Below are 19489 nucleotides of genomic sequence, written 5' to 3'. Positions count from 1 at the left end.
CCCACGCATGCCCCCGCGTCACCCTCGCCTGCCCTTTCGCCTGCTAAGCCTGGGCCTGGCCTTGCAATGCCCTGCGGTGTTCGCAGACCACGGGGTGCAACTGGACCCGCTTGAGGTGTCTGATACCTACGGCAACGACGGCTACCAGGCACGTGAGGCTGCCGTAGGCAGCTTTCAGGCTGCACCCCTGCTTGACACCCCGGCATCGATCAGCGTTTTCAGCCAGCCTTTGCTGGAGGATCGGCAGGTGCGCCTGCTCAGCGAAGTGCTGCAAGGCGACGCTTCGGTGGGGGAAAGCTACGCACCGGTCGGCTACTACGAAAACTTCAACGTGCGCGGCTTCGAGCTCAATGCCGCCAGCAGCTATCGCCTCAACGGGCATACCATGGTCGGTGAGCAGAACGTGGCCCTGGAGAACAAGCAGCAGGTGGAACTGCTCAAGGGTTTGTCGGGGCTGCAAAGCGGCGTGTCGGCGCCCGGGGGCCTGGTCAACTATGTGACCAAGCGGGCCGAGCCTGTGCGCCGGATCACGTTGTCCACCAACGCGCAGGGCGAACGTTACCTGGCCACCGACGTCGGCGGCTGGTTCGGCGACCAGCAGCAGCTCGGCCTGCGGGTGAACCTTGCGCATGAGGACATTCGCTCCTATGTCGCGCATGCCGACGGCCAGCGTGATTTCGCGGCGCTGGCCTTCGACTGGCAGATCAGCCCGAACGCCACCTTGCAGTTGGACGCCGACTACCAGCACCGCCAGCAGCGCTCGGTACCGGGTTACCAGTTGCTGGGCGGCACGCGCCTGCCCCACGACGTAGACCCTGAGAACCACCTTGCCTACCAGCAGTGGGCCAAGCCTGTGCAGAACGATTCGCTCAACCTGGGCGGGCGCCTGGAGTACCGATTCGGCGAGGCCTGGACAGGCACGGTCAGCGCCTCACGCAGCCAGGCGGTGATCGACGACTACAGTGCCTTTGCCTGGGGCTCTGGGGAAGGCGCCTTCTTCAGCAGCACCGGCGACTACGACATCTATGATTTTCGCAGCCCCGACGATACCCGGCGTATCGACGAGGCGCAGGCCACGCTCGATGGGCGCTTCGATGCGCTGGGCGTGGGCCACGCGTTAACCCTGGGCACCAGCGTCCAGCGCCGCACCTTGGACCAGCGTCCGTACTACAACGCGTGGCTCGGCACCGGCAACCTGGATGAAGCCGCGCCCGACCTTGCCCCCTCGGACCAACCCGTCGGCGCTCGCGAAAGGCGTCTGGATAGCCGCCAGTATGGGCTCTTCGTCACTGATCGGGTGACGTTCAGTGAACACTGGCAAGCCATCGTCGGCGCCCGGGAAGTGCGCCTGGATGAACGCACCTGGGATGAAACCGGCACCGCCGGGCGGCACACTCGCCAGTATCAACTGCTGCCCAACGCGGCGCTGGTCTTCAAACCTGCACCAGACACGACGCTCTACGCCAGTTACGCCAAAGGCCTTTCGGCGGGCGGCACTGCACCGTGGTTTGCCCGTAACGCTGCGCAGATCCTTGCGCCCACCCTCTCGCACCAGCTGGAAGTGGGCCTCAAGCATGACTGGGAGGCGCTGAGCGTGAGCGCTGCGTTGTTCCAGATTCGTCAGGCGTACCAGTACGCCCGCCCTGACGGCGACGGCGCTTTCACCTATGTGCAGCAAGGCCAGCAGAAAAACACGGGGCTGGAACTCGGGGCCAGCGGTTGGGTGACCTCCAACTTACAGTTGCAGGCCAGCGCGGCCGCCATTCATGCGCGGGTGGTCGGCAGTGGTACGGCTGAGCGTGAGGGGCACCAGGCCATCAACGTGCCAAGGTTCCGGGCAGCCCTGCAGGCGCAGTACACCCTGCCGGTGCCAGGGCTGGCGATACTGGGCGGGGTACGCTACAGCGCCCGCAAGTACGCTGATCATGCCGGCAACGTGGCGGTGGGTGGGTATACCGTGTTCGACCTGGGCGGGCGCTACCAGACGCGCGTCGGGGGGTATGACACGGCGCTGCGGCTGACAGTGGACAACGTCTTCGACAAGCGTTATTGGCGGGATGTGGGGGATTATCTGGGGGATAACTACCTGTTCCAGGGGGCACCGCGTACGGCACGGTTGTCGGCTTCGGTGAGTTTTTGAGTTGTAGTGGCTGAGATTACTCGCTTCGCAGCAGGAATCGCCGGGGCCGCGGCGATTACCGCTGCAAAGCTGCAGCCCGTGCCTCACACACCGTCGGCAGCCCCATCAATAAACACCCCAAAAACAAAAAGCCCCCATGCTTTGCAGCACAGGGGCTCTTCGTAGAATGTGGCGGTGAAGAAGGGATTTGAACCCTTGATACGATTTCTCGTATACACACTTTCCAGGCGTGCTCCTTCGACCACTCGGACACTTCACCGTTTCTCTTCAAGCCGTATGGCCTGTCGAGGTGCGCTAATTTAGTGAAAGACGTTTCCTTTGGCAAGCATTTTTTTCAGTTTTTTCATGCATTTGCATCTCGCCGTCGGCAGCGCCTGACTGGCCAGTCAGCCTTGCTGCTTTACCTGGCCTGCGCTGCTGGGTAACGTCGGCGCCACGCCAACAAAAGGACTCTGCCATGAGCGAGCTGATCACCTACCATGCCGAAGACGGCATCGCCACCCTGACCCTGAACAACGGCAAGGTCAATGCCATCTCGCCGGACGTCATCGACGCGTTCAATGCAGCGCTCGATCGCGCCCTCGAGGCCCGGGCAGTGGTGATCATCACCGGGCAGCCGGGCATTCTGTCGGGCGGCTACGACCTGAAGGTCATGACCCGCGGCCCCAAAGAGGCCATCGCGCTGGTCACCGCAGGCTCCACCCTGGCGCGCCGCCTGCTGTCGCATCCGTTTCCAGTGGTGGTGGCCTGCCCAGGCAACGCCGTAGCCAAAGGGGCGTTCCTGCTGCTGTCGGCCGACTACCGCATTGGCGTCGAAGGCCCGTACAAGGTGTGCCTGAACGAAGTGCAGATCGGCATGACCATGCACCATGCCGGGATCGAACTGGCCCGTGACCGTCTGCGCCGCTCGGCCTTCCACCGCTCGGTGATCAACGCCGAAGTGTTCGACCCCCAGGGGGCGGTGGATGCAGGCTTTCTGGACAAGGTGGTGCCCGCCGAGCAACTGATGGAGACCGCCTTGGCTACAGCGCAAGCGCTCAAGCAGCTGAACATGCTGGCCCACAAGAACACCAAGCTCAAGGTCCGCAAGGGCCTGCTCGAAGCCCTGGACAAGGCTATCGAGCTGGACCAGCAACACATGGGGTGACCTCACCACCTGCACAGATCGACCAGAGCGCCTCCACCAGGGTTTGCCCCGGCCAGTGCACAGTCGTACACTGCCGGGCGACTGTCTGGTGTGAGTCGTACCATGCTTTACGTTCTTCGCATGTTCCTGCTGGCGCTGCATTTTCTCGCCGTCGGCGCCGTGGGGCTGATCATTGGCCTGTGCCGCCCGTTCAACCCCGACAACAGCCGCGTGTTCGCCCGGCTCTACAGCGTGCCGGCTACCTGGCTCATGGGCCTGAAGGTCCAGAAGCAGGTGGGGCCTTTGTGGGACCAGCCACCGGGCTGCGTCATCATCGCCAACCACCAATCCAACTTCGACCTGTTCGTCCTGGGCCAGGTGGTCCCGCAACGCACCGTGGCCATCGGCAAGAAGAGCCTGGGCTGGATTCCGCTGTTCGGGCAGTTGTTCTGGCTGGGCGGCAACGTGCTGGTCGACCGCAAGAACGCCTACCAGGCCCGCAAGGCGTTGCAAAAGACCACCCGCGTCCTGCAGAACGACACCTCCATCTGGATATTCCCTGAAGGCACGCGTAACGCCAGTGAACAGCTATTGGCGTTCAAGAAAGGCGCATTCCACATGGCCATCGAGGCCGGGGTACCCATCGTGCCCGTGTGCGTGAGCCGCTATGCCCACCGGCTGAACCTCAACAGCTGGCGGCGCCGGACGGTAATCGTACGCTCCTTGCCTCCCATCGCCACCACCGGCATGACGCAACAGGACCTGCCTGCGCTGATCGAGCAGTGCCGCACCCACATGCAGCAGTGCATCGACCGGATGGAACACGAACTGCCCTGACCCGTTGCTCTCCCGCCCACTACAGCCCAAGCTGTAGGCCGTGTTCAACCACAAAAAAGCGGGCAATCATGGGGCGAGTCGTGGCAGCGGCGGTGTACAGCGCCGGTAGGAAGGTCACCAACATCAGTATCGATGAAGGCAGCGAATGGGCACGCAAGCCAGGCCACTTCGTCTGGATCGGGCTGGAGGAGCCCGACGCCGAAGCGCTGGCCAACCTACAACGCCAGTTCAACCTTCACGAACTGGCCATCGAAGACGCTCTGGAGAAACACAGCCGGCCGAAGCTGGAAACCTTCGGCGACGCCTTGTTCATCGTCACCTATTCACCGGTACGCCAGCAGGGGCGGCTGGAATTCATCGAAACCCACATCTTCGCCGGCAATGGCTACGTGATCACCTGTCGCAATGGCCATTCCAAATCCTATGCCCTGGTGCGCCAACGCTGCGAAGCGCGGCCGCTGCTGCTCGAACACGGCGAGGACTTCGTGTTGTATGCGCTGCTGGATTTCGTTACCGAAAACTACCAGCCCGTCAGCGAGGCGATTCATGGGGAAATCGAAGCGCTGGAGCAGAGCGTGCTCGGCGGATCCTTGCTCGAAGCCGACATCCGTCGCCTGCACAGCCTGCGACGCGATCTGCTGCGCTTGCGCCGCTACGTGGCGCCCATGGTGGAAGTGAGCGAGGAATTGCAGCGCCTGAGCTTTCCCTTCATCGACAAAAACATGCGCCCCTACTTTCGCGACGTCCAGATCCACGTGACCCGGCAGATGGAAGACCTGGCCGGGATTCGCGACATCGCCAGCCAGACCATCGAGATCGGCATGCTGCTCGAAGCATCTCGCCAGAGTATCGTGCAGCGCAAGTTCGCCGCCTGGGCGGCCATTCTGGCCTTCCCCACTGCCATTGCCGGCATCTACGGCATGAACTTCCAGAACATGCCGGAGCTGAGCTGGCACTACGGCTACTACGTGGTGCTGGGGGTGATTGCGGCCGGATGCGCAGGGCTGTTCGCCAGCTTCAAGAAATCCGGCTGGTTGTAACAAAGCAAGGGGCACCCGGCGCCCCTGCCCTGTCAGGCCGCGTTGTGCTTGCTGGTCGGTTGCTGGATGAAACGCAACATCCACTCGCCTACCACGTCACCCTGATGTTCGGTGGCTAGGCTGGCGACGGCCTTGTGGTAGACCTCATCGCCCAGATGCGCCTGTCGAGCGTCGAGCAGGGCCCGGGAGTAGTCATGCACGAACTCTGGGTGACCTTGGAAACACAGCACCTGATCGCCGATGCAATATGCCGCATTGGGGCAGAAATCACTGGATGCGATGACCGTGGCGCCTTTGGGCAATTCGGTCACCTGGTCCTGGTGACTGATCAGCAAGGTCAGCTCAGACACCTGAGGTTGCATCCAGGGTGCCCGTGCAGACAGTGAATAACGGTGCACGCCGACGCCCCAGCCCTGCTCGGCCCGCTCCGCCTTGCCACCCAGGGTCAGTGCCAGCAACTGGTGACCGAAACACACGCCCAGCAGCTTCTCACCCTGGTCATACAGCTTGAGCAGGTAAGCCTTGAGCGTCTGGATCCAAGGATCGGAACCGAACGAATCGGCTTTGCTGCCCGTCACAAGGTAAGCATCGAACGTGAGATCCTCTGCCGGATATTCACCGTTCATGACGTTATACACGCTGAACTGTGCTGTGATCGGCTGACGGGCGAAGAGCTGCTCGAACATCCTGCCGTAGCCTTCGTACTGCGCCGTCAATTCCGGTCGCAGAACATCGGTTTCAAGGATGCAGATGCGTAACGACATAGGGATAGTCCTGAACGACATGGATGGAAAACAGCTATAGAGCGTGACGCGAAAGGCACGTACAAGCAAGAGGGTCGCGCAGACGAACGGTGCACGCCGGGTAGAGGCAGTACAAAAACAGCGAGCCTGTCTAGCTGAAGCCTATCAGCGCGATGGCTTGATGCTTTAAATCGAAATGCTTTATAGGCGTTGGTAGTTAGAACAAAGGGTTCTCAAGCCTGAATCGTGTACACCCTAATGTTGCAGGTATGTCCACATTCATGAGGCAAGCGGTGCAGGTGCCGGTAGGGGCCATTGCGATCGACCCAACGTGTGACAAGGAAGCCAACGGGTATTGAGGAATAACAACAAGAAGGCGGTCCGCCATGTTCAGACAATCGAAACTTCGCCAAGCTGGGCTCATTCTTTTCGCGACCACGCTGTTGCTGATACTGCCGAACCTGACACGGGTGTTCGGTTAAGGCCAGTGGTGGCGGGAGCTGGCTGCATAGCGGTAACCTGCTGGCCCCTGATGGCCGGAGTATCCCATGCGCCCATGCATTGCCTTGGCAGCCCTGCTGTCATGCCTGCCGCTGTCGGCGGCCCAACTGCACCTTGAACTGGGCACTGGCCAAACACAGTGGAGCAGCGAACAGCTGCTCGCGCATTCCCAGGCCAAAGCGGTAGATATCAGCGAGGACGTTTCCTATAAGCGCCCCATGCGCTATCGCGCAGTGCCCCTGGCGGTGCTGCTGGAGGGTGTGGGGCCAGAAGACCATCTGCAGGCCATTGCAGCCGATGGCTTTGCGGCAGAAATGCCCGCTGGCCCTTTGCTTCAATCCGGCCCGGCGCAGGCCTGGCTAGCCGTCGAAGACCCGGGCGACCCATGGCCGCCCCTAAGCAAGGGCAAACCGAGTGCAGGGCCGTTCTACCTGGTGTGGACCGCGCCGCAAGCAAGCGGCATTCGCCCCGAACAATGGCCCTTTCAGATTTCCACGATCCGTAAGCTGGCGCCTGTCGAGCAGCGGCTTCCGGCGTTGCTGCCGGACCCGAAGCTGCCCAGCGGCAGTCCCGTGCGACAAGGCTTTGCACTGTTCCAGCAAAACTGCCTGGCCTGCCATCGCCTTAACGGTGCAGGGGATGCTCAGGTAGGGCCTGATCTGAACGTGCCGCATAACCCGACCGAATACTTCCAGCCAGGTTACCTGCGCAGGCTGATTCGGGACCCACAAAGCTTGCGGCAATGGCCCCAGGCGAAAATGCCGGGCTTTGCCCCAAGTGTGCTGAGTGATAAGGAACTCGATGCGCTGCTGGCGTATCTGCGGCACATGGCCACGCGCAAATCCTGAGAAAATTGGGCCGCAGGACGGCCCAATGGCCTAGGCCGTGAGGCGCTCGTGCTTGACCCCCCACCCCTCCACTTCGCCGCCATAAGGCGTGACAACCTGCTCGAAGGCCTCCTCGAAATCGCCAATGCCACCGTGGGTGGCGAACATGATTTTACTGAGTTCCAGGTGCCAGGCACCGTCATCGAGCTCGGTCACCTGAGCGTTGAGCGATTCGCCACGAAACTCCCCGGCTGCGCGACGCGCAGCGGCTTCATCCGGGAAAACGGCATAGAACTCGATAGGGTGAATCTGGGTGAAATCGAAACCGCCTGCCTTCATCTGGCGCAGGACGTTGCTGCTGATATCGTCGTGTTGGCTGCTCATGAATCGTCCTCCTGAATAACGCAGTGGATAGACTTTCCGTGCACGGGCACCTGCCCCAAATCGTCGGGCAGTTCGAGCTGATACAAGACGCGGGTGGGAACGGTGCCGCCTGCGCAGCCGGCGGGCACCTTCATGCAGCGTAGTGCCCAGGCGGACGCTACGCAAACCGTGAATCAGGGCGCCTCTTCAATGCTGGTGATGGTGACGCCGCTGTGTTCTTTCAGCCAGCGCGCCGTGGGGGAAACCGCGCGATCCTGAAAATCGTTGAGGTCCAGCTCATCCATGACCGGGAACAACCGCGTGCGGATGGCACGGGCGGCGTCTTCCTCGCTGGGGCGATGTTCTGCCTGCAGCACGATCGAGGTCGGTGCGCCTTTCTGGTCGGCAAAGATGACTTCCCACTCTTTCATCGAACGAGCCCTCTCAATCAAACGACACCTTACGCGATGCCTGAATAACTGACCTTGGCCCTTGGGGAATGTTCAGAAAGTTGAACACCCCCGACCAGGGCCGCCCGGTAGCGGCCCTGGTCGGGGGCGTGGACACGGTTACTTCGGCGTGCCGTGCACTACCCCTGCCGTGTTGTCCAGCAAGCTCTTGGTGGCCGTCTGAATATAGGCTTCGAGCTGCTTGAGCAACTGCGGCTGGTCCGGGCTTTCGATGAGCTCGGCCTTGAACTCGCGACCCAACTGATAGCGGTACAGGCGCGGGGTCATGTCCTTGGACTCGATCAGGATACGGTCGCCCTGCACCAGGCCCACGATCTGCTCGCTGCCCGAAGGCTTGATCATGCCGATGCCTGGGTCGCCCTCAGGCAGGTTGAGCAAGTCGCGCCCCCAGCACTGATGGCGCGTCTGGCCGCCCAGGCGACCCATGATGGTCGGTACGATATCGACCTGGGTGCCCACGGTATGGTTGACCGCACCGAACTTCTCCTGGATGCCTGGGGCGATCAGCAGCAGCGGTACGTTGAACCGTCCCAGGTCCAGTTCGGTGACCTGTTGATGGTTGCCGAAACCATGGTCACCCACAATCACGAACAGGGTGTCCTTGAAGTAAGGCTCCTTGCGCGCCTTCTCGAAGAACTGGCCCAGGGCCCAGTCCGAGTAGCGCATGGCCGTCAGGTGTTCGTCCAGGCGGCCTTGCCCGGTCACCTTCTCCACCGGCAGGTCCTTGGGCAGGGCGTACGGCGTGTGGTTGGACAGGGTCTGGAGCAAGGCATAGATCGGCTTTTTACCATCGTGCTTGGCCAGTTCCTGATTGCCGCGGTCGAACATGTCCTGGTCGGACACGCCCCACGTCGGGTCAGAGAACACCGGGTCGACGAAGTCCTGCCGGCCGATGAAGGTGGTCATGCCCTGGTTGCCGAAGAAGCCGGACTGGTTGTCCCAGGCGAAATCGCCGTTGTAGACGTACACGTCGTCGTAGTCACGGGCGCTGAGCAAGGCTGGCAGCCCGGACAGCTTGTGACCGCCCTCCGGGGTTTGCATCAGGTACTCGAAGCCTGGCAGGTTGGGGAAGCACGCCATGGTGGCGAACATGCCCTGGTGCGTGTGGGTGCCGTTGGAGAAGAAACGGTCGAACAACAGCCCTTCCTTGGCCAGCTTGTCGAAGTAAGGGGTGATGTTGTTGGGGCTGCCCAGCGCGCCGACCGAATGGCCCGCGAAGCTCTCCATTAGGATCACCACCACGTTCTTGATGGGCAGGGTGCCCTCGGCTGGCGGCACGAAATCGCGGCGTACGGCAGCTTCGTCGGCATCGACCAGGGTGTCATGGGGGGTCAGCAGTTGCTGGCGTACGGTCTGGGTCGCCAGGTTCTGCTCAAGCACCGGCTTCCAGATGTTGGCGCGGTCCTCGCCAAAGCGGCTCTTGGCGGCGTCGATCAGGGTCAGGGTGCCGTTGAGGCCCAACTGGTTGACGAAGTTCGAGTCGGTGGTGAACGCGTCACCCCAGCGCATGGGCGGGCCCTGACGCAGGGTGCCACGGGCGGCGATCACGGCCACCAGCAGGATCACCATGAACACTGCCAGGCGGTAATACCAGGCAGCCACCGGCTGGGTCCCAATCCCGCGGGTCAGCCGGTCCACACCCTTGAACAGCAGGCTGAGCAGCCAGGTTCCGAACACCCAGGCCAGCAGGTAGCGCACCACTGGGAAGCCGTACCAGAGCATGCTCATGACGGTTTTGGGGTCTTCCTTGATGTACTGGAACACCAGCCCGTTCAGACGCTGGTGGAACTCGCGATAGAAGTCCAGCTCCATCAGGCCCAGGAACATCACCACGCTGGCGGTGAGCGTCAGCCAGAACCGGAACACACCCCGGCGGGCCATGGCCCAGGGGCTCAGCAGTGCCAGCAGCAGCGGTATGCTGATGTACACCACCACCCGAAGGTCGAAGCGCAGGCCGTTGACGAACCCTTCGGCGACCGTGGCCGCTGGCGTGTCGCCAATCATGTCGCTGTTGTAGACCAGCAGTGCCAGGCGCACGAGGCTGAGCATCAGCATGATGACCAGCGCGCTGAGCAGCGTATAGGCCAGGTGGGATTTGAGGGTCGGCGAGAACGGCGCTCGCGCGCGCCGTTGCTTCAAGGCGTCCGGGTTGGCCATGAACAGGAAGGTCCTAGAAATGCGGTTTGCGAAGAAGGCGCTGGCGCAAGACCAGCGCGGCATTGTGCGGGTGCGGATTCTGTTTAATTCATTGTGAAAATTTTGTCACGGCCTGGATGCGCCTGTGGCGCCAGGGGTGTAGTTGTGCTGACTTCAAAGCCGGCCCGAGCCGCGCGGCCCGGCGATGGCCCAGATCACCAGCCCCACGACTGGCAGCAGGGCAATCAGGAGAATCCACAACACCTTTACGCCCACTTCGCGGTCGCTCTTGTAGACGTTGATGATGGCCCAGATATCCAGGGCAAGAATGATCAGACCTACCAGGCTGTTGAACATCGATCCCATACCGCGTACTCCAGTTGATGAGTGTATTGCTGCATAGCATAGCCCCCTATCGGTTCAATAGAAGGGAATCCTTGGCCTGGCCAGCAGGTCACTGCCTATGATGCATCGTCATTTCGATCAGAGGTTCTGCATGCCACCTGCCCACAGCCACAGCGCCACCCCGCCCTCGCCGTTCAGCGTGTGGCGGCAACAGATAGCCAACAACCCCTGGGTCGGAGCAGGCCTTGCGCTGAGCCTGGTGGCCGTCGTGATCCTGCTGGGTGCAAGCCTGTGGAACGCGGTCAACGGCGATCATTCCGAAAACCTGCACCTGGCCGCGCTCGGTGGCCTGTCCGGGTTTGGCGCCACCGCACTGGGCGCCGTGCTGGCCGTGGTTTTGCGTGATGTCAGTAGCCGTAACCAGGACGTGATGCTGGGGTTCGCTGCCGGCATGATGCTGGCGGCCAGTTCGTTTTCGCTGATCCTGCCGGGTCTGGACGCGGCGCGGGAAATCACCGGCAGTGGGCCGGGTGCGGCTTTGATCGTGGTCGTCGGCATGGGGTTGGGCGTGCTGCTGATGCTGGGCCTTGACCGTTTCACACCGCACGAGCATGAACGCGTCGGCGTGGTTGGGCCAGAAACCGAACGGTTCAGCCGGGTCTGGCTGTTCGTGCTGGCCATTACCCTGCACAACTTGCCCGAGGGCATGGCCATCGGAGTGAGCTTCACCAACGGTGACATGAACATCGGCCTGCCACTGACTACCGCCATCGCCATCCAGGACATCCCGGAGGGCCTGGCCGTGGCGCTGGCGCTGCGGGCGACCGGGCTGTCCAACCTGAAGGCCGCACTGGTGGCGATTGGTTCAGGGGTGATGGAACCCTTGGGCGCGATCATCGGCCTGGGCATTTCCACCGGCTTTGCCGTGGCCTACCCCATCAGCATGGGGCTGGCGGCGGGCGCGATGATCTTCGTGGTGAGCCACGAGGTCATTCCTGAAACCCACCGTCACGGCCACCAGACCTCAGCCACGCTCGGCCTGATGGGCGGTTTTGCGGTGATGATGTTCCTGGACACCGCACTGGGCTGACAGCGCCGGTGTGCGGCCCTGTACGAAACGGTCAGGCGTGCAGGGCGATTTTCAGGGCATCCAGGGCTGGCTCGGCCTTGATGCCGAGTTCAGCGGCCAGCGCCTGGACCCGTTCCAGATCCTGCTGGCCCACCATGACCATCTGCAACTCATCATCGAGCAACTGGCTGAAATCGAGCAGTACGTAGCCACCGGCTTCCTTGTTGAGCGCTCCCATCTGCACCTGGATGCGGTTGAGCGCAACGAGCGGTTCGGTGCGTGCCAGCTGCTTGGGCTTGAGCGTGAACGGCACGCTCTTGTCGAAAGAGTCGCTGATCTGCTGGAACAGCTCCTGATAAGTGTCGGCCTGGAATACCACGGTATCGGGCAGGCTGCCGAGCACTATCCATTCGCCCAGTGGGATGGGAAAGCTGTCGTCGTAGTTGATGTCGGGGTTGGCGGCCAGGAAGGCGTCGGGGTCGGCGTAGGCCTGGGCAGCCTCGTCGGCAATGCGCTCGATGTCTTCTTCGCGCAGGCAGCCTGCACCGATGAGGCGGATGAATTCGAGCAGCTGAGTTTTCATGAGGGGGGCCTGTGGCGATGGCAAAGTCGCCAAGGATAGCCGCAAACGCCCCCTGCCCGTTAGCCTGCCAGCGCTTGCAGGCGTGCGGTGGCGTCCACTGCGCCCATGGTCTGGGCTGCCATCAGTGCGTTGGCACCACGGGCATCTTGCAAGGCGGGGTTGGCACCCTGGGCCAGCAGGTACTCGAGGATCTCGACACGGTTGAACATGGCGGCCAACATCAGTGCCGTGCGTCCATCCTGGGCAGCGGCATCGACCGGTACACCGTTTTCCAGCAATAGGCGGATCATGGCCATGTCCCCTTTGAAGGCGGCACCGGCGATGGGCAACTGCCCATTGTCGTTGGCGATCAGCGGATCGGCCCCGTGGCTGAGCAGCACCTGAACGGCGTCATGGTGGCCGTGGTAACTGGCCAGCATCAGCAGGGTGTCGCCCTTGTGATTACGCAGGTTCACCGGCAGACCGCTTTGCAGCAGGCGCTCCAGCATCGGGGCATCGCCTTGACGGGCCTTGTCGAATACTTGTGCGGCGAAGGCCGCCGCTTCATCGGAAGACATTTGAGCAGGCTGAGCGGGCGCAGTCTGGGTGGACATAAGGAACCTCCTGGTAGAAATCGTTGCCCAAGTGTTTGTCAGGCCCTTCCTGCGCGTCAAAGGTTCCGTTTCTATCGAGCCCATAGTGTTGATCGGCTCGCCGTGCAAAATGCACTGTGCAAAATGCATGACCTTGCAGCTTGCATGGAAAGCATTCTCCAAAAGTAGCCCAAGCCCCTGATTTTATTGGATTTTTCCTACACGCTGTTTCTGGCACGGTCGCTGCAATCTATCTAGACATCGATTGCCACACACCTTGTCAGGAGTAGTCATGAACCTTATCCAGGAAAAATTCGTCTCGGTGTTCCCTGCTTACCAAGTAGCGACTCAACCACGTCCTGACGGCGGCATCTTGCTGACTCTGCGTGCGGCCGACGGCAAGGTTACCCGCCGTGTACTGACCTACACCCAACTGCACAGTGCCGAGCAATTGTCCTGGGCCATCAGCGCCATCCGCCGTGACCTGGCCGAGCAAGCCAGCGAGCTGCCGGTGATCTCGATGCTGCAGAGCCAACAGCGTTTTGCGTTGCCGACTTATCGCTGATTCTTTCACTGCCCGAAAGCGACCATTCCAGGTAGGAGCGGCCTCGTGCCGCGATGGGCCGCACTGCGGCCCCAAGATTTCGGCGTAAAAGCTAATACCGCCGGGGCCGCTACGCGACCCATCGCGGCACAAGGCCGCTCCTACCCGGGCATCACATGTCTTGGGCGCAAGGCTACAGCTCGTCTATCCCCAAAAACGCTCGCGCGCTCGCATCGCCGGTGAAGATCGGCTGACTCCCCGCTTGCGCTGCAAATAGCCTGAACGCCAGGCAAAACGGCGCCTCACCCAGCTCAAGCCAGCGCCGCGTCCCCGCCGGCACGCGCAACTGGTCGCCCTTCTCACACATCACCGAATACACCCCAGCGCCCAGGCGCAAGCCGACCTGCACGCGTCCGCTCACCACAGCGATCACTTCGTTGGTCTCGAGCACATGCTCATCGCGCAGATCAGGGCCTTGCGCCTCGATGCCGTCACGGTTGATCACCGCATAGGCCCGGCAGGCGTGCGTAGTCATCAGGTGATCCAGATGGGCTTGGCAAGCTTCCATCATCTCATCGTGCAAAGTGCCCGGACGCACCCGCAGCCCGTGCTCAGCCTGGGTCAGCGTCACCCCATGCTCGGCGAGCGCGGCCGTGATGTCTTCGGCGTGGGTCAGCACCTTGTTGGGCAACTGCGGGGTGGAGGAATCGAATACGCAGAGGATGCTCATCGTAAGGTCCTGTTCGGTTGCGAATAAAAGGCCATGATAACGGCTGCTGCCAGTGCTGCGGCGCTGGCCATACCAAAGGTGAGCCCAGGGCCCAGCATGTTCCAGCTGTAGCCGGCGTACAACGCGCCCAGGGCGCCGCCGGTACCCGACAGCGCGGCATACAGGGCCTGGCCCTGCCCCTGCTGCCTGGCGCCGAAACTGGCCTGTACGAAGGCGATGCTGGCGGCGTGAAAGCAGCCGAAGGTGGCCGCATGCAGGACCTGCGCGCCCACCAGTACGCTGGGCTCCGCCGCCAGGTTACCCAGCAACAGCCAGCGCACCGCGGCCAGTATGAAGCTTGCTAGCAGCACCCGGCGCACGCTGAACCGCGCGAACAGCCGGCTCATTAGCATGAACATCACCACCTCCGCCACCACCCCGAGCGCCCACAGCAGGCCAATGGCCGTTCGGCTGTAACCCAGATGCTCCAAGTGCAGCGTAAGGAAGGTGTAGTACGGCCCATGGCTCAGTTGCATGAGTGCCACACAGGCATAGAACGCCAGGACCCCAGGCGCACGCAGCTGCATGAGGAAACCGCCGGCCCCCTGCCGCTCACCGTGCTCGACGGGCTGGGCATTGGGTACCCAGAGGCTGGCGGCCACGATACCCGCCATGATCAGAACCAGGGCCACAGGGTAGATGTCCAGGCTCAGCCACTCGAACAGGCGCCCAAGCCCCACCACGGTGAGGATGAAACCGATCGACCCCCACAGCCGTACCTGGCTGTAGCGCGACGTCTGGCCGTGCAGGTGCGCCAGCGTAATGACCTCGAACTGCGGCAGCACCGCGTGCCAGAAGAACGCATGCAAGGCCATGACCATCGCCAGCCAGGCGTAGCTCTTGCCGAAGAAGATCAGGCTGAACGTTGCCAGCGTGCAAAGCGCCCCAAGCCGCACGATCAGCAGGCGCTGGCCGGTCCGGTCCCCTAGCCAGCCCCACAGGTTGGGCGCTATGCAGCGCATCAGCATGGGAATGGCCACCAGTTCGCCGATCCGCGCGGGCGAAAAGCCCAGGTGGTCGAAGTACAGCGCCAGGAACGGCGCCGTGGACCCCAGCAAGGCGAAATAGAAGAGGTAGAAACTGGACAATCGCCAGTAGGGTATTGGCTGCATGGGGTTGCCTTGGAAAGCAGGGCCTGCCGGCGGTGACTCAGCCGCTTGAGTCACCGCCGCGAGAAAACAGGCCCAGGTGGGTCAGAGCTGGCCCAGCACCGGCGTGCTCACCTTTACCTCGGCGTTCTGGGCACGGTGGCGCAACAGGTGATCCATCAGCGCGATGGCCATCATCGCCTCGGCGATCGGGGTGGCGCGAATGCCTACACAGGGGTCATGCCGGCCTTTGGTGATCACGTCCACAGGGTTGCCGTCGACGTCCACCGAGCGGCCCGGCACGGTGATGCTGGAGGTGGGCTTGAGTGCCAGGTGGGCAACGATCGGCTGGCCCGAGGAGATACCACCCAGGATGCCGCCCGCGTTGTTGCTGAGAAAACCTTGCGGGGTCATCTCGTCGCGGTGTTCGGTGCCGCGCTGCGCGACGCTGGCAAAGCCTGCGCCGATTTCCACACCTTTCACAGCATTGATGCTCATCAACGCGTGGGCCAGCTCGGCGTCCAGGCGATCGAAAATCGGCTCGCCCAGGCCCGGCATCACGCCCTCGGCCACCACGGTGATCTTGGCGCCTACCGAATCCTGATCGCGGCGCAGCTGGTCCATGTACGCCTCAAGCTCCGGCACCTTGCTCGGGTCGGGGCTGAAGAAAGCGTTCTGCTCCACCGAGTCCCAGGTCTTGAAAGGGATTTCGATCGGGCCCAGCTGGCTCATGTAGCCACGCACGGTGATGCCCTGGGTGGCCAGGTACTTCTTGGCGATGGCGCCGGCAGCCACGCGCATGGCCGTTTCGCGGGCCGAACTACGCCCGCCGCCACGGTAGTCGCGGGTGCCGTATTTGTGGTGGTAGGTGTAGTCGGCATGGGCCGGGCGGAACAGGTCCTTGATGGCCGAATAGTCCTTGGACTTCTGGTCGGTGTTGCGGATCAGCAGGCCAATGGAGCAACCGGTCGTGCGCCCTTCGAACACGCCTGAGAGGATTTCCACCTCATCGGGCTCCTGGCGCTGGGTGGTATGGCGGCTGGTGCCGGGCTTGCGCCGGTCCAGGTCACGCTGCAGGTCGGCGAGAGAGATCTCAAGGCCTGGCGGGCACCCATCGACAATGGCGACCAACGCCGGGCCATGGCTTTCGCCAGCGGTGGTGACAGTGAACAGCTTGCCGTAGGTATTGCCGGACATGGACGCTCCGCGAGATCTGCCTGAAGTGAACGAAAGCGGCAGTATACAGATGGATTGCCTGCCTGTGCGGGCTGGTTGGCAAGCGCATCGTTACGGGCGATGCAGGGCCTTGGACCTGGCCCTAGAACCTTCATTGGCCATTGTGGGTCAAAGTGCTATCTCCCCCTGTGTAGTTGCGCACGATGCCGCGTTTCATTGCCCTGTTTTGCCTGCTGTTGACCAGCCTTTGCCATGCCGCCACCCCCACCGTCCTGCACCGTCCCATCGACCTGGACACCGGTCAGGGGGTACTGCACGGCAGCCTGCTGTTACCCCAGCAGGACACGCCGCCGCCGGTGGTGCTGATCATCGCAGGCTCCGGGCCCACCGACCGCGACGGCAACAACCCGGCCGGCGGGCGCGTGGACAACCTGAAGCGCCTGGCCCTGCTGCTGGCCAATGCAAACATCGCCAGCGTGCGCTACGACAAGCGCGGCGTGGCCGCCAGCCAACCGGCCACGCCCGATGAGCGCGACCTGAGCGTGGAACGCTACGTTGCCGATGTGGTGGCTTGGGGCCACAAGCTCAAGGCCGACCCCCGCTTCGGCCCCTTGATCCTGATCGGCCACAGCGAAGGTGCGCTGATCGCCAGCTTGGCCGCCGAGCAGGCCGGGGCCAGCGCAGTGATCAGCCTGGCCGGCAGCGGCAGGCCCATGGCCGAGGTGGTGCGTGAGCAGCTGGCCGAGCGCCTGCCGCCTGCGCAGCTGGCCCGTGGCAGCGCCCTGCTCGACCGCCTGGAAGCTGGCCAGACCAGCCTGGACGTGCCCGCACCACTGCGCCAGGTGTTTCGCCCCAGCGTGCAGCCCTACCTGATCACCTTGTTCCGGCAGGACCCGGCAGCCGCGTTTGCGCGGCTGTCCATGCCGGCGCTGATCGTGCAGGGGCGCAACGACGTGCAGGTGGACGTGGCGGATGCGCAGAAGCTCAAGGACGCCAAACCCGATGCCCACCTGGTGCTGATCGAGGGCATGAACCATATGCTGCGCATCAGCCCCAAGGACATGAGCGAACAGCGCGAGAGTTACCAGAACCCCCAGTTGCCGCTGGCACGGGAGCTGGGCGAGCAGATCGTCGCGTTCATTCGCCAGTTGCCACCGGCCTGATCGACGGGCTCAGGTCTGCGCGCAGGCGGCCGATACAGCGTGCATAGCCAAGGACATGCCCTGATGACCACACCACCTGCTGCCACAGAGCCGGCTGAAGAGCCCCAACACACCCCCGCCCTGCCCTGGGCGGACCTGGCCGTCGAACATCACCAGTTGCTGCGCCTGGCGCCCCTGCCTGGCGACCGCGCGACCGGCGCCCGCCCCCTGCGTTTCGTGCAGTTCGGCTATGCCGAGCGCCACGACCCGGCCCACAGCCTGCTGCGCATGCAGATTGGGTTGCCCGACCAGAAGGTGCACAAGGGCCATAACCGGGTGGACATACGCGTAGATCACCAGACGAAGCGCGTGTACCTGGGGGACGAGCATGGCCTGCAACTGGAGCCGGTCAATCGCGGCCTGGGCCGCTTTTTGCTGGCCCAGGCTGCCCAGTGGCTGCAGCGCAAATGGCCGAATTACCGAGTAGAGGCTTTTGCGCTGCCGAGCAAGGATGCGCTGGAGGAGGACTCGCGCCTGCGCCGGGACCAGTGCCTGCGTGGGGCAGGCCTTGAGGTGCACTACGAAGACGGGCAGGTGCTCAAGGGCCGAACGGCCGAGACCCGGGTAGACCAGTTGGAGGTAGGCTGGAACAGCGAGCGCGTGCAGCGCCTGGGCCTTCTGGATGCAGCGCAGTTGCTGCAGCAGGCAGACCAGCAGTTGCAGGAAGGCGAAGCCCGCTTGCGCGAGCGCGACGAGCGTGTGGCCAAGTACCAGCGCGAAGACAGCGGCTTGCGGTTCACCATCACCTGCCTGGTGGCCTTTGCACTGTTTCAGGCCGGGCTGCTGATCTGGATCGCCACGCGTTGAAAGCCTGGGGCCGGCGTTGTGCGAGCCTCAGGTGGTGTGAAGACGGCTTGGGCGGAACGGGCGCCTGGCACCCGTGCCCCCCCACTCGGCCTCAGACGCGGCCTTTGAACAACGCCTGATGCTGACGGCACTGCTCGGCGGTGAGCATGAATACCCCATGCCCGCCGCGCTCGAACTCGAGCCAGGCGAAGTCGACTTCCGGGTACAGCGCCTCGACATGAACCTGGCTATTGCCCACCTCCACGATCAACAAGCCCTTTTCGGTCAGGTGATCGGCCGCTTCGGCCAGCATGCGCCGCACCAGGTCCAGACCATCGGCACCGCAGGCCAGGCCCAGCTCCGGTTCGTGGTGGTACTCGGCCGGCATGTCGCCGAAGTCTTCGGCGTCCACGTAGGGCGGGTTGGACAGGATGAGGTCGAAGCGCTGGCCCGGCAACCCCTCGAAACCATCGCCCTGCACGGTGTACACCCGGCCATCGAGGCCATGGCGCTCGATGTTCTGGTTGGCCACTTCGAGCGCTTCGAACGACAGGTCGGCCAGCACCACCTCGGCCTGCGGGAAGACGTCGGCGGCGACGATCCCGATGCAGCCGGAGCCGGTGCACAGGTCCAGAATGCGGGCTGGCTCAGCGCCGAGCCACGGCTCAACACGCTTTTCCAGCAGCTCGCCAATGGGTGAGCGCGGCACCAGCACGCGCTCGTCGACGATGAACGACATGCCACAGAACCAGGCCTCGCCCAACAGGTAAGCGGTGGGCACCCGTTCTTCGATGCGGCGTTTGAGCAGGTGCTGCAGCTGTACACGCTCGGCATCCTCGAGCATGCAGTCCAGGTAGCTGTCGGCCACCTCCCACGGCAGGTGGACTGCCCCCAGCACCAGCAACCGGGCTTCATCCCAGGCGTTGTCGGCACCGTGGCCGAAGAACAGGTCGTGCTCATGGAAGCGGCTGACCGCCCAACGGATGTAGTCGCGCAGCGTGCGCAGACGGGATGTGATCACGGGAAACTCCTAATTCAGACTGGCCGAAAGTCTAACAGCCCAGGCCCTGGATTTGTTCCCTGCAATCGCCTGTACGGTAGCCACAGGCCAGCAACCACGCCGCTTGCGTTGTCAACCATTCCCATTGTCGCCAAGGCAGGGGAGAATAGGC

At 63.0% G+C, this 19489-nt stretch carries 20 protein-coding genes and 1 tRNA gene; 9 read left to right on the top strand and 12 right to left on the bottom strand.

Annotated elements, in window-relative coordinates; all coding sequences use genetic code 11:
- The first annotated feature begins 7 nt into the window (after positions 1-7).
- The gene (locus CRP40_RS14425; protein ID WP_027914312.1) at positions 8-2140 is read left to right on the top strand and encodes a TonB-dependent siderophore receptor; all 2133 of its coding nucleotides are present in this window, start codon (positions 8-10) and stop codon (positions 2138-2140) included.
- Between the two features lie 169 nt (positions 2141-2309).
- Here CRP40_RS14425 and CRP40_RS14420 read toward each other — a convergent pair.
- A tRNA-Ser gene (locus CRP40_RS14420) sits at positions 2310-2399 on the bottom strand.
- Between the two features lie 198 nt (positions 2400-2597).
- Here CRP40_RS14420 and CRP40_RS14415 point away from each other — a divergent pair.
- The 3 genes from CRP40_RS14415 to CRP40_RS14405 all read left to right on the top strand — a co-directional run bounded on the left by CRP40_RS14415 (position 2598) and on the right by CRP40_RS14405 (position 5143).
- Positions 2598-3287 (top strand): crotonase/enoyl-CoA hydratase family protein, encoded by a 690-nt coding sequence (locus CRP40_RS14415; protein ID WP_027914311.1) that lies wholly within the window; start codon positions 2598-2600, stop codon positions 3285-3287.
- Positions 3288-3389: 102 nt separating this feature from the next.
- The gene (locus tag CRP40_RS14410) at positions 3390-4103 is read left to right on the top strand and encodes a 1-acylglycerol-3-phosphate O-acyltransferase (RefSeq protein ID WP_027914310.1); all 714 of its coding nucleotides are present in this window, start codon (positions 3390-3392) and stop codon (positions 4101-4103) included.
- 68 nt (positions 4104-4171) lie between these two features.
- Positions 4172-5143, top strand: a complete 972-nt coding sequence (locus CRP40_RS14405) for a magnesium and cobalt transport protein CorA (RefSeq protein WP_027914309.1) — start codon at positions 4172-4174, stop codon at positions 5141-5143.
- 32 nt (positions 5144-5175) lie between these two features.
- Here CRP40_RS14405 and CRP40_RS14400 read toward each other — a convergent pair whose 3' ends face one another.
- Positions 5176-5907, bottom strand: coding sequence for an amidotransferase (locus CRP40_RS14400; RefSeq protein WP_023535311.1), 732 nt, complete (start codon positions 5905-5907; stop codon positions 5176-5178).
- A 527-nt stretch (positions 5908-6434) separates the two neighbouring features.
- On the opposite strand from CRP40_RS14400, the gene CRP40_RS14395 reads away from it, so the two are divergent.
- Positions 6435-7235 carry a cytochrome c gene (locus CRP40_RS14395; protein ID WP_027914308.1) on the top strand — a complete coding sequence of 267 codons (801 nt, stop codon included), beginning with the start codon at positions 6435-6437 and terminating at the stop codon, positions 7233-7235.
- Between the two features lie 30 nt (positions 7236-7265).
- On the opposite strand, the gene CRP40_RS14390 is transcribed toward CRP40_RS14395, so the two are convergent.
- The 4 genes from CRP40_RS14390 to CRP40_RS14375 all read right to left on the bottom strand — a co-directional run bounded on the left by CRP40_RS14390 (position 7266) and on the right by CRP40_RS14375 (position 10549).
- Positions 7266-7598: a ribonuclease E inhibitor RraB gene (locus tag CRP40_RS14390; RefSeq protein WP_023535326.1), complete on the bottom strand. Its 333-nt coding sequence runs from the start codon at positions 7596-7598 to the stop codon at positions 7266-7268.
- 173 nt (positions 7599-7771) lie between these two features.
- Positions 7772-8008 (bottom strand): hypothetical protein, encoded by a 237-nt coding sequence (locus CRP40_RS14385; RefSeq protein WP_023535304.1) that lies wholly within the window; start codon positions 8006-8008, stop codon positions 7772-7774.
- A 138-nt stretch (positions 8009-8146) separates the two neighbouring features.
- The gene (locus CRP40_RS14380) at positions 8147-10204 is read right to left on the bottom strand and encodes an LTA synthase family protein (RefSeq protein WP_023535377.1); all 2058 of its coding nucleotides are present in this window, start codon (positions 10202-10204) and stop codon (positions 8147-8149) included.
- 153 nt (positions 10205-10357) lie between these two features.
- Positions 10358-10549: a PLD nuclease N-terminal domain-containing protein gene (locus CRP40_RS14375; RefSeq protein ID WP_027914307.1), complete on the bottom strand. Its 192-nt coding sequence runs from the start codon at positions 10547-10549 to the stop codon at positions 10358-10360.
- Positions 10550-10679: 130 nt separating this feature from the next.
- Between CRP40_RS14375 and CRP40_RS14370 the strand changes: the two genes are divergently transcribed.
- Positions 10680-11618 (top strand): ZIP family metal transporter, encoded by a 939-nt coding sequence (locus CRP40_RS14370; protein WP_027914306.1) that lies wholly within the window; start codon positions 10680-10682, stop codon positions 11616-11618.
- Between the two features lie 31 nt (positions 11619-11649).
- On the opposite strand, the gene CRP40_RS14365 is transcribed toward CRP40_RS14370, so the two are convergent.
- A complete protein-coding gene (locus CRP40_RS14365; RefSeq protein ID WP_027914305.1) occupies positions 11650-12180 on the bottom strand; it encodes a hypothetical protein in 531 nt (176 codons plus the stop codon).
- Between the two features lie 59 nt (positions 12181-12239).
- Entirely contained in the window at positions 12240-12773 is a 534-nt protein-coding gene (locus CRP40_RS14360; protein WP_027914304.1) for an ankyrin repeat domain-containing protein, read from the bottom strand.
- Positions 12774-13044: 271 nt separating this feature from the next.
- On the opposite strand from CRP40_RS14360, the gene CRP40_RS14355 reads away from it, so the two are divergent.
- On the top strand, positions 13045-13317 hold the full coding sequence (locus CRP40_RS14355) for a DUF3509 domain-containing protein (RefSeq protein WP_023535336.1): 273 nt from the start codon (positions 13045-13047) through the stop codon (positions 13315-13317).
- Between the two features lie 172 nt (positions 13318-13489).
- Here the strand turns inward: CRP40_RS14355 and CRP40_RS14350 are convergent, their stop codons facing one another.
- The 3 genes from CRP40_RS14350 to aroC all read right to left on the bottom strand — a co-directional run bounded on the left by CRP40_RS14350 (position 13490) and on the right by aroC (position 16350).
- Positions 13490-14026, bottom strand: coding sequence for an oxidase (locus CRP40_RS14350; RefSeq protein WP_027914303.1), 537 nt, complete (start codon positions 14024-14026; stop codon positions 13490-13492).
- Positions 14023-15177: an MFS transporter gene (locus tag CRP40_RS14345; RefSeq protein ID WP_027914302.1), complete on the bottom strand. Its 1155-nt coding sequence runs from the start codon at positions 15175-15177 to the stop codon at positions 14023-14025. Before CRP40_RS14345 ends, CRP40_RS14350 begins: the two co-directional genes overlap by 4 nt.
- 81 nt (positions 15178-15258) lie before the next feature.
- Entirely contained in the window at positions 15259-16350 is a 1092-nt protein-coding gene (aroC, locus tag CRP40_RS14340) for a chorismate synthase (RefSeq protein ID WP_027914301.1), read from the bottom strand.
- Between the two features lie 182 nt (positions 16351-16532).
- Here aroC and CRP40_RS14335 point away from each other — a divergent pair, with 182 nt between their 5' ends.
- Together CRP40_RS14335 and CRP40_RS14330 are read left to right on the top strand one after the other, a co-directional pair.
- On the top strand, positions 16533-17492 hold the full coding sequence (locus CRP40_RS14335; protein WP_027914300.1) for an alpha/beta fold hydrolase: 960 nt from the start codon (positions 16533-16535) through the stop codon (positions 17490-17492).
- A gap of 63 nt (positions 17493-17555) precedes the next feature.
- A complete protein-coding gene (locus CRP40_RS14330; RefSeq protein ID WP_027914299.1) occupies positions 17556-18338 on the top strand; it encodes a hypothetical protein in 783 nt (260 codons plus the stop codon).
- A 91-nt stretch (positions 18339-18429) separates the two neighbouring features.
- On the opposite strand, the gene prmB is transcribed toward CRP40_RS14330, so the two are convergent.
- Entirely contained in the window at positions 18430-19338 is a 909-nt protein-coding gene (gene prmB / locus CRP40_RS14325; protein ID WP_027914298.1) for a 50S ribosomal protein L3 N(5)-glutamine methyltransferase, read from the bottom strand.
- Positions 19339-19489 lie beyond the last annotated feature (151 nt).

Source organism: Pseudomonas sp. URMO17WK12:I9 (assembly GCF_900230165.1).
GTDB classification, from domain to species: Bacteria; Pseudomonadota; Gammaproteobacteria; order Pseudomonadales; family Pseudomonadaceae; genus Aquipseudomonas; species Aquipseudomonas fulva.
The sequence above is the reverse complement of the archived record's forward strand: the minus strand, read 5'-3'. Positions and strand labels throughout refer to the sequence as shown.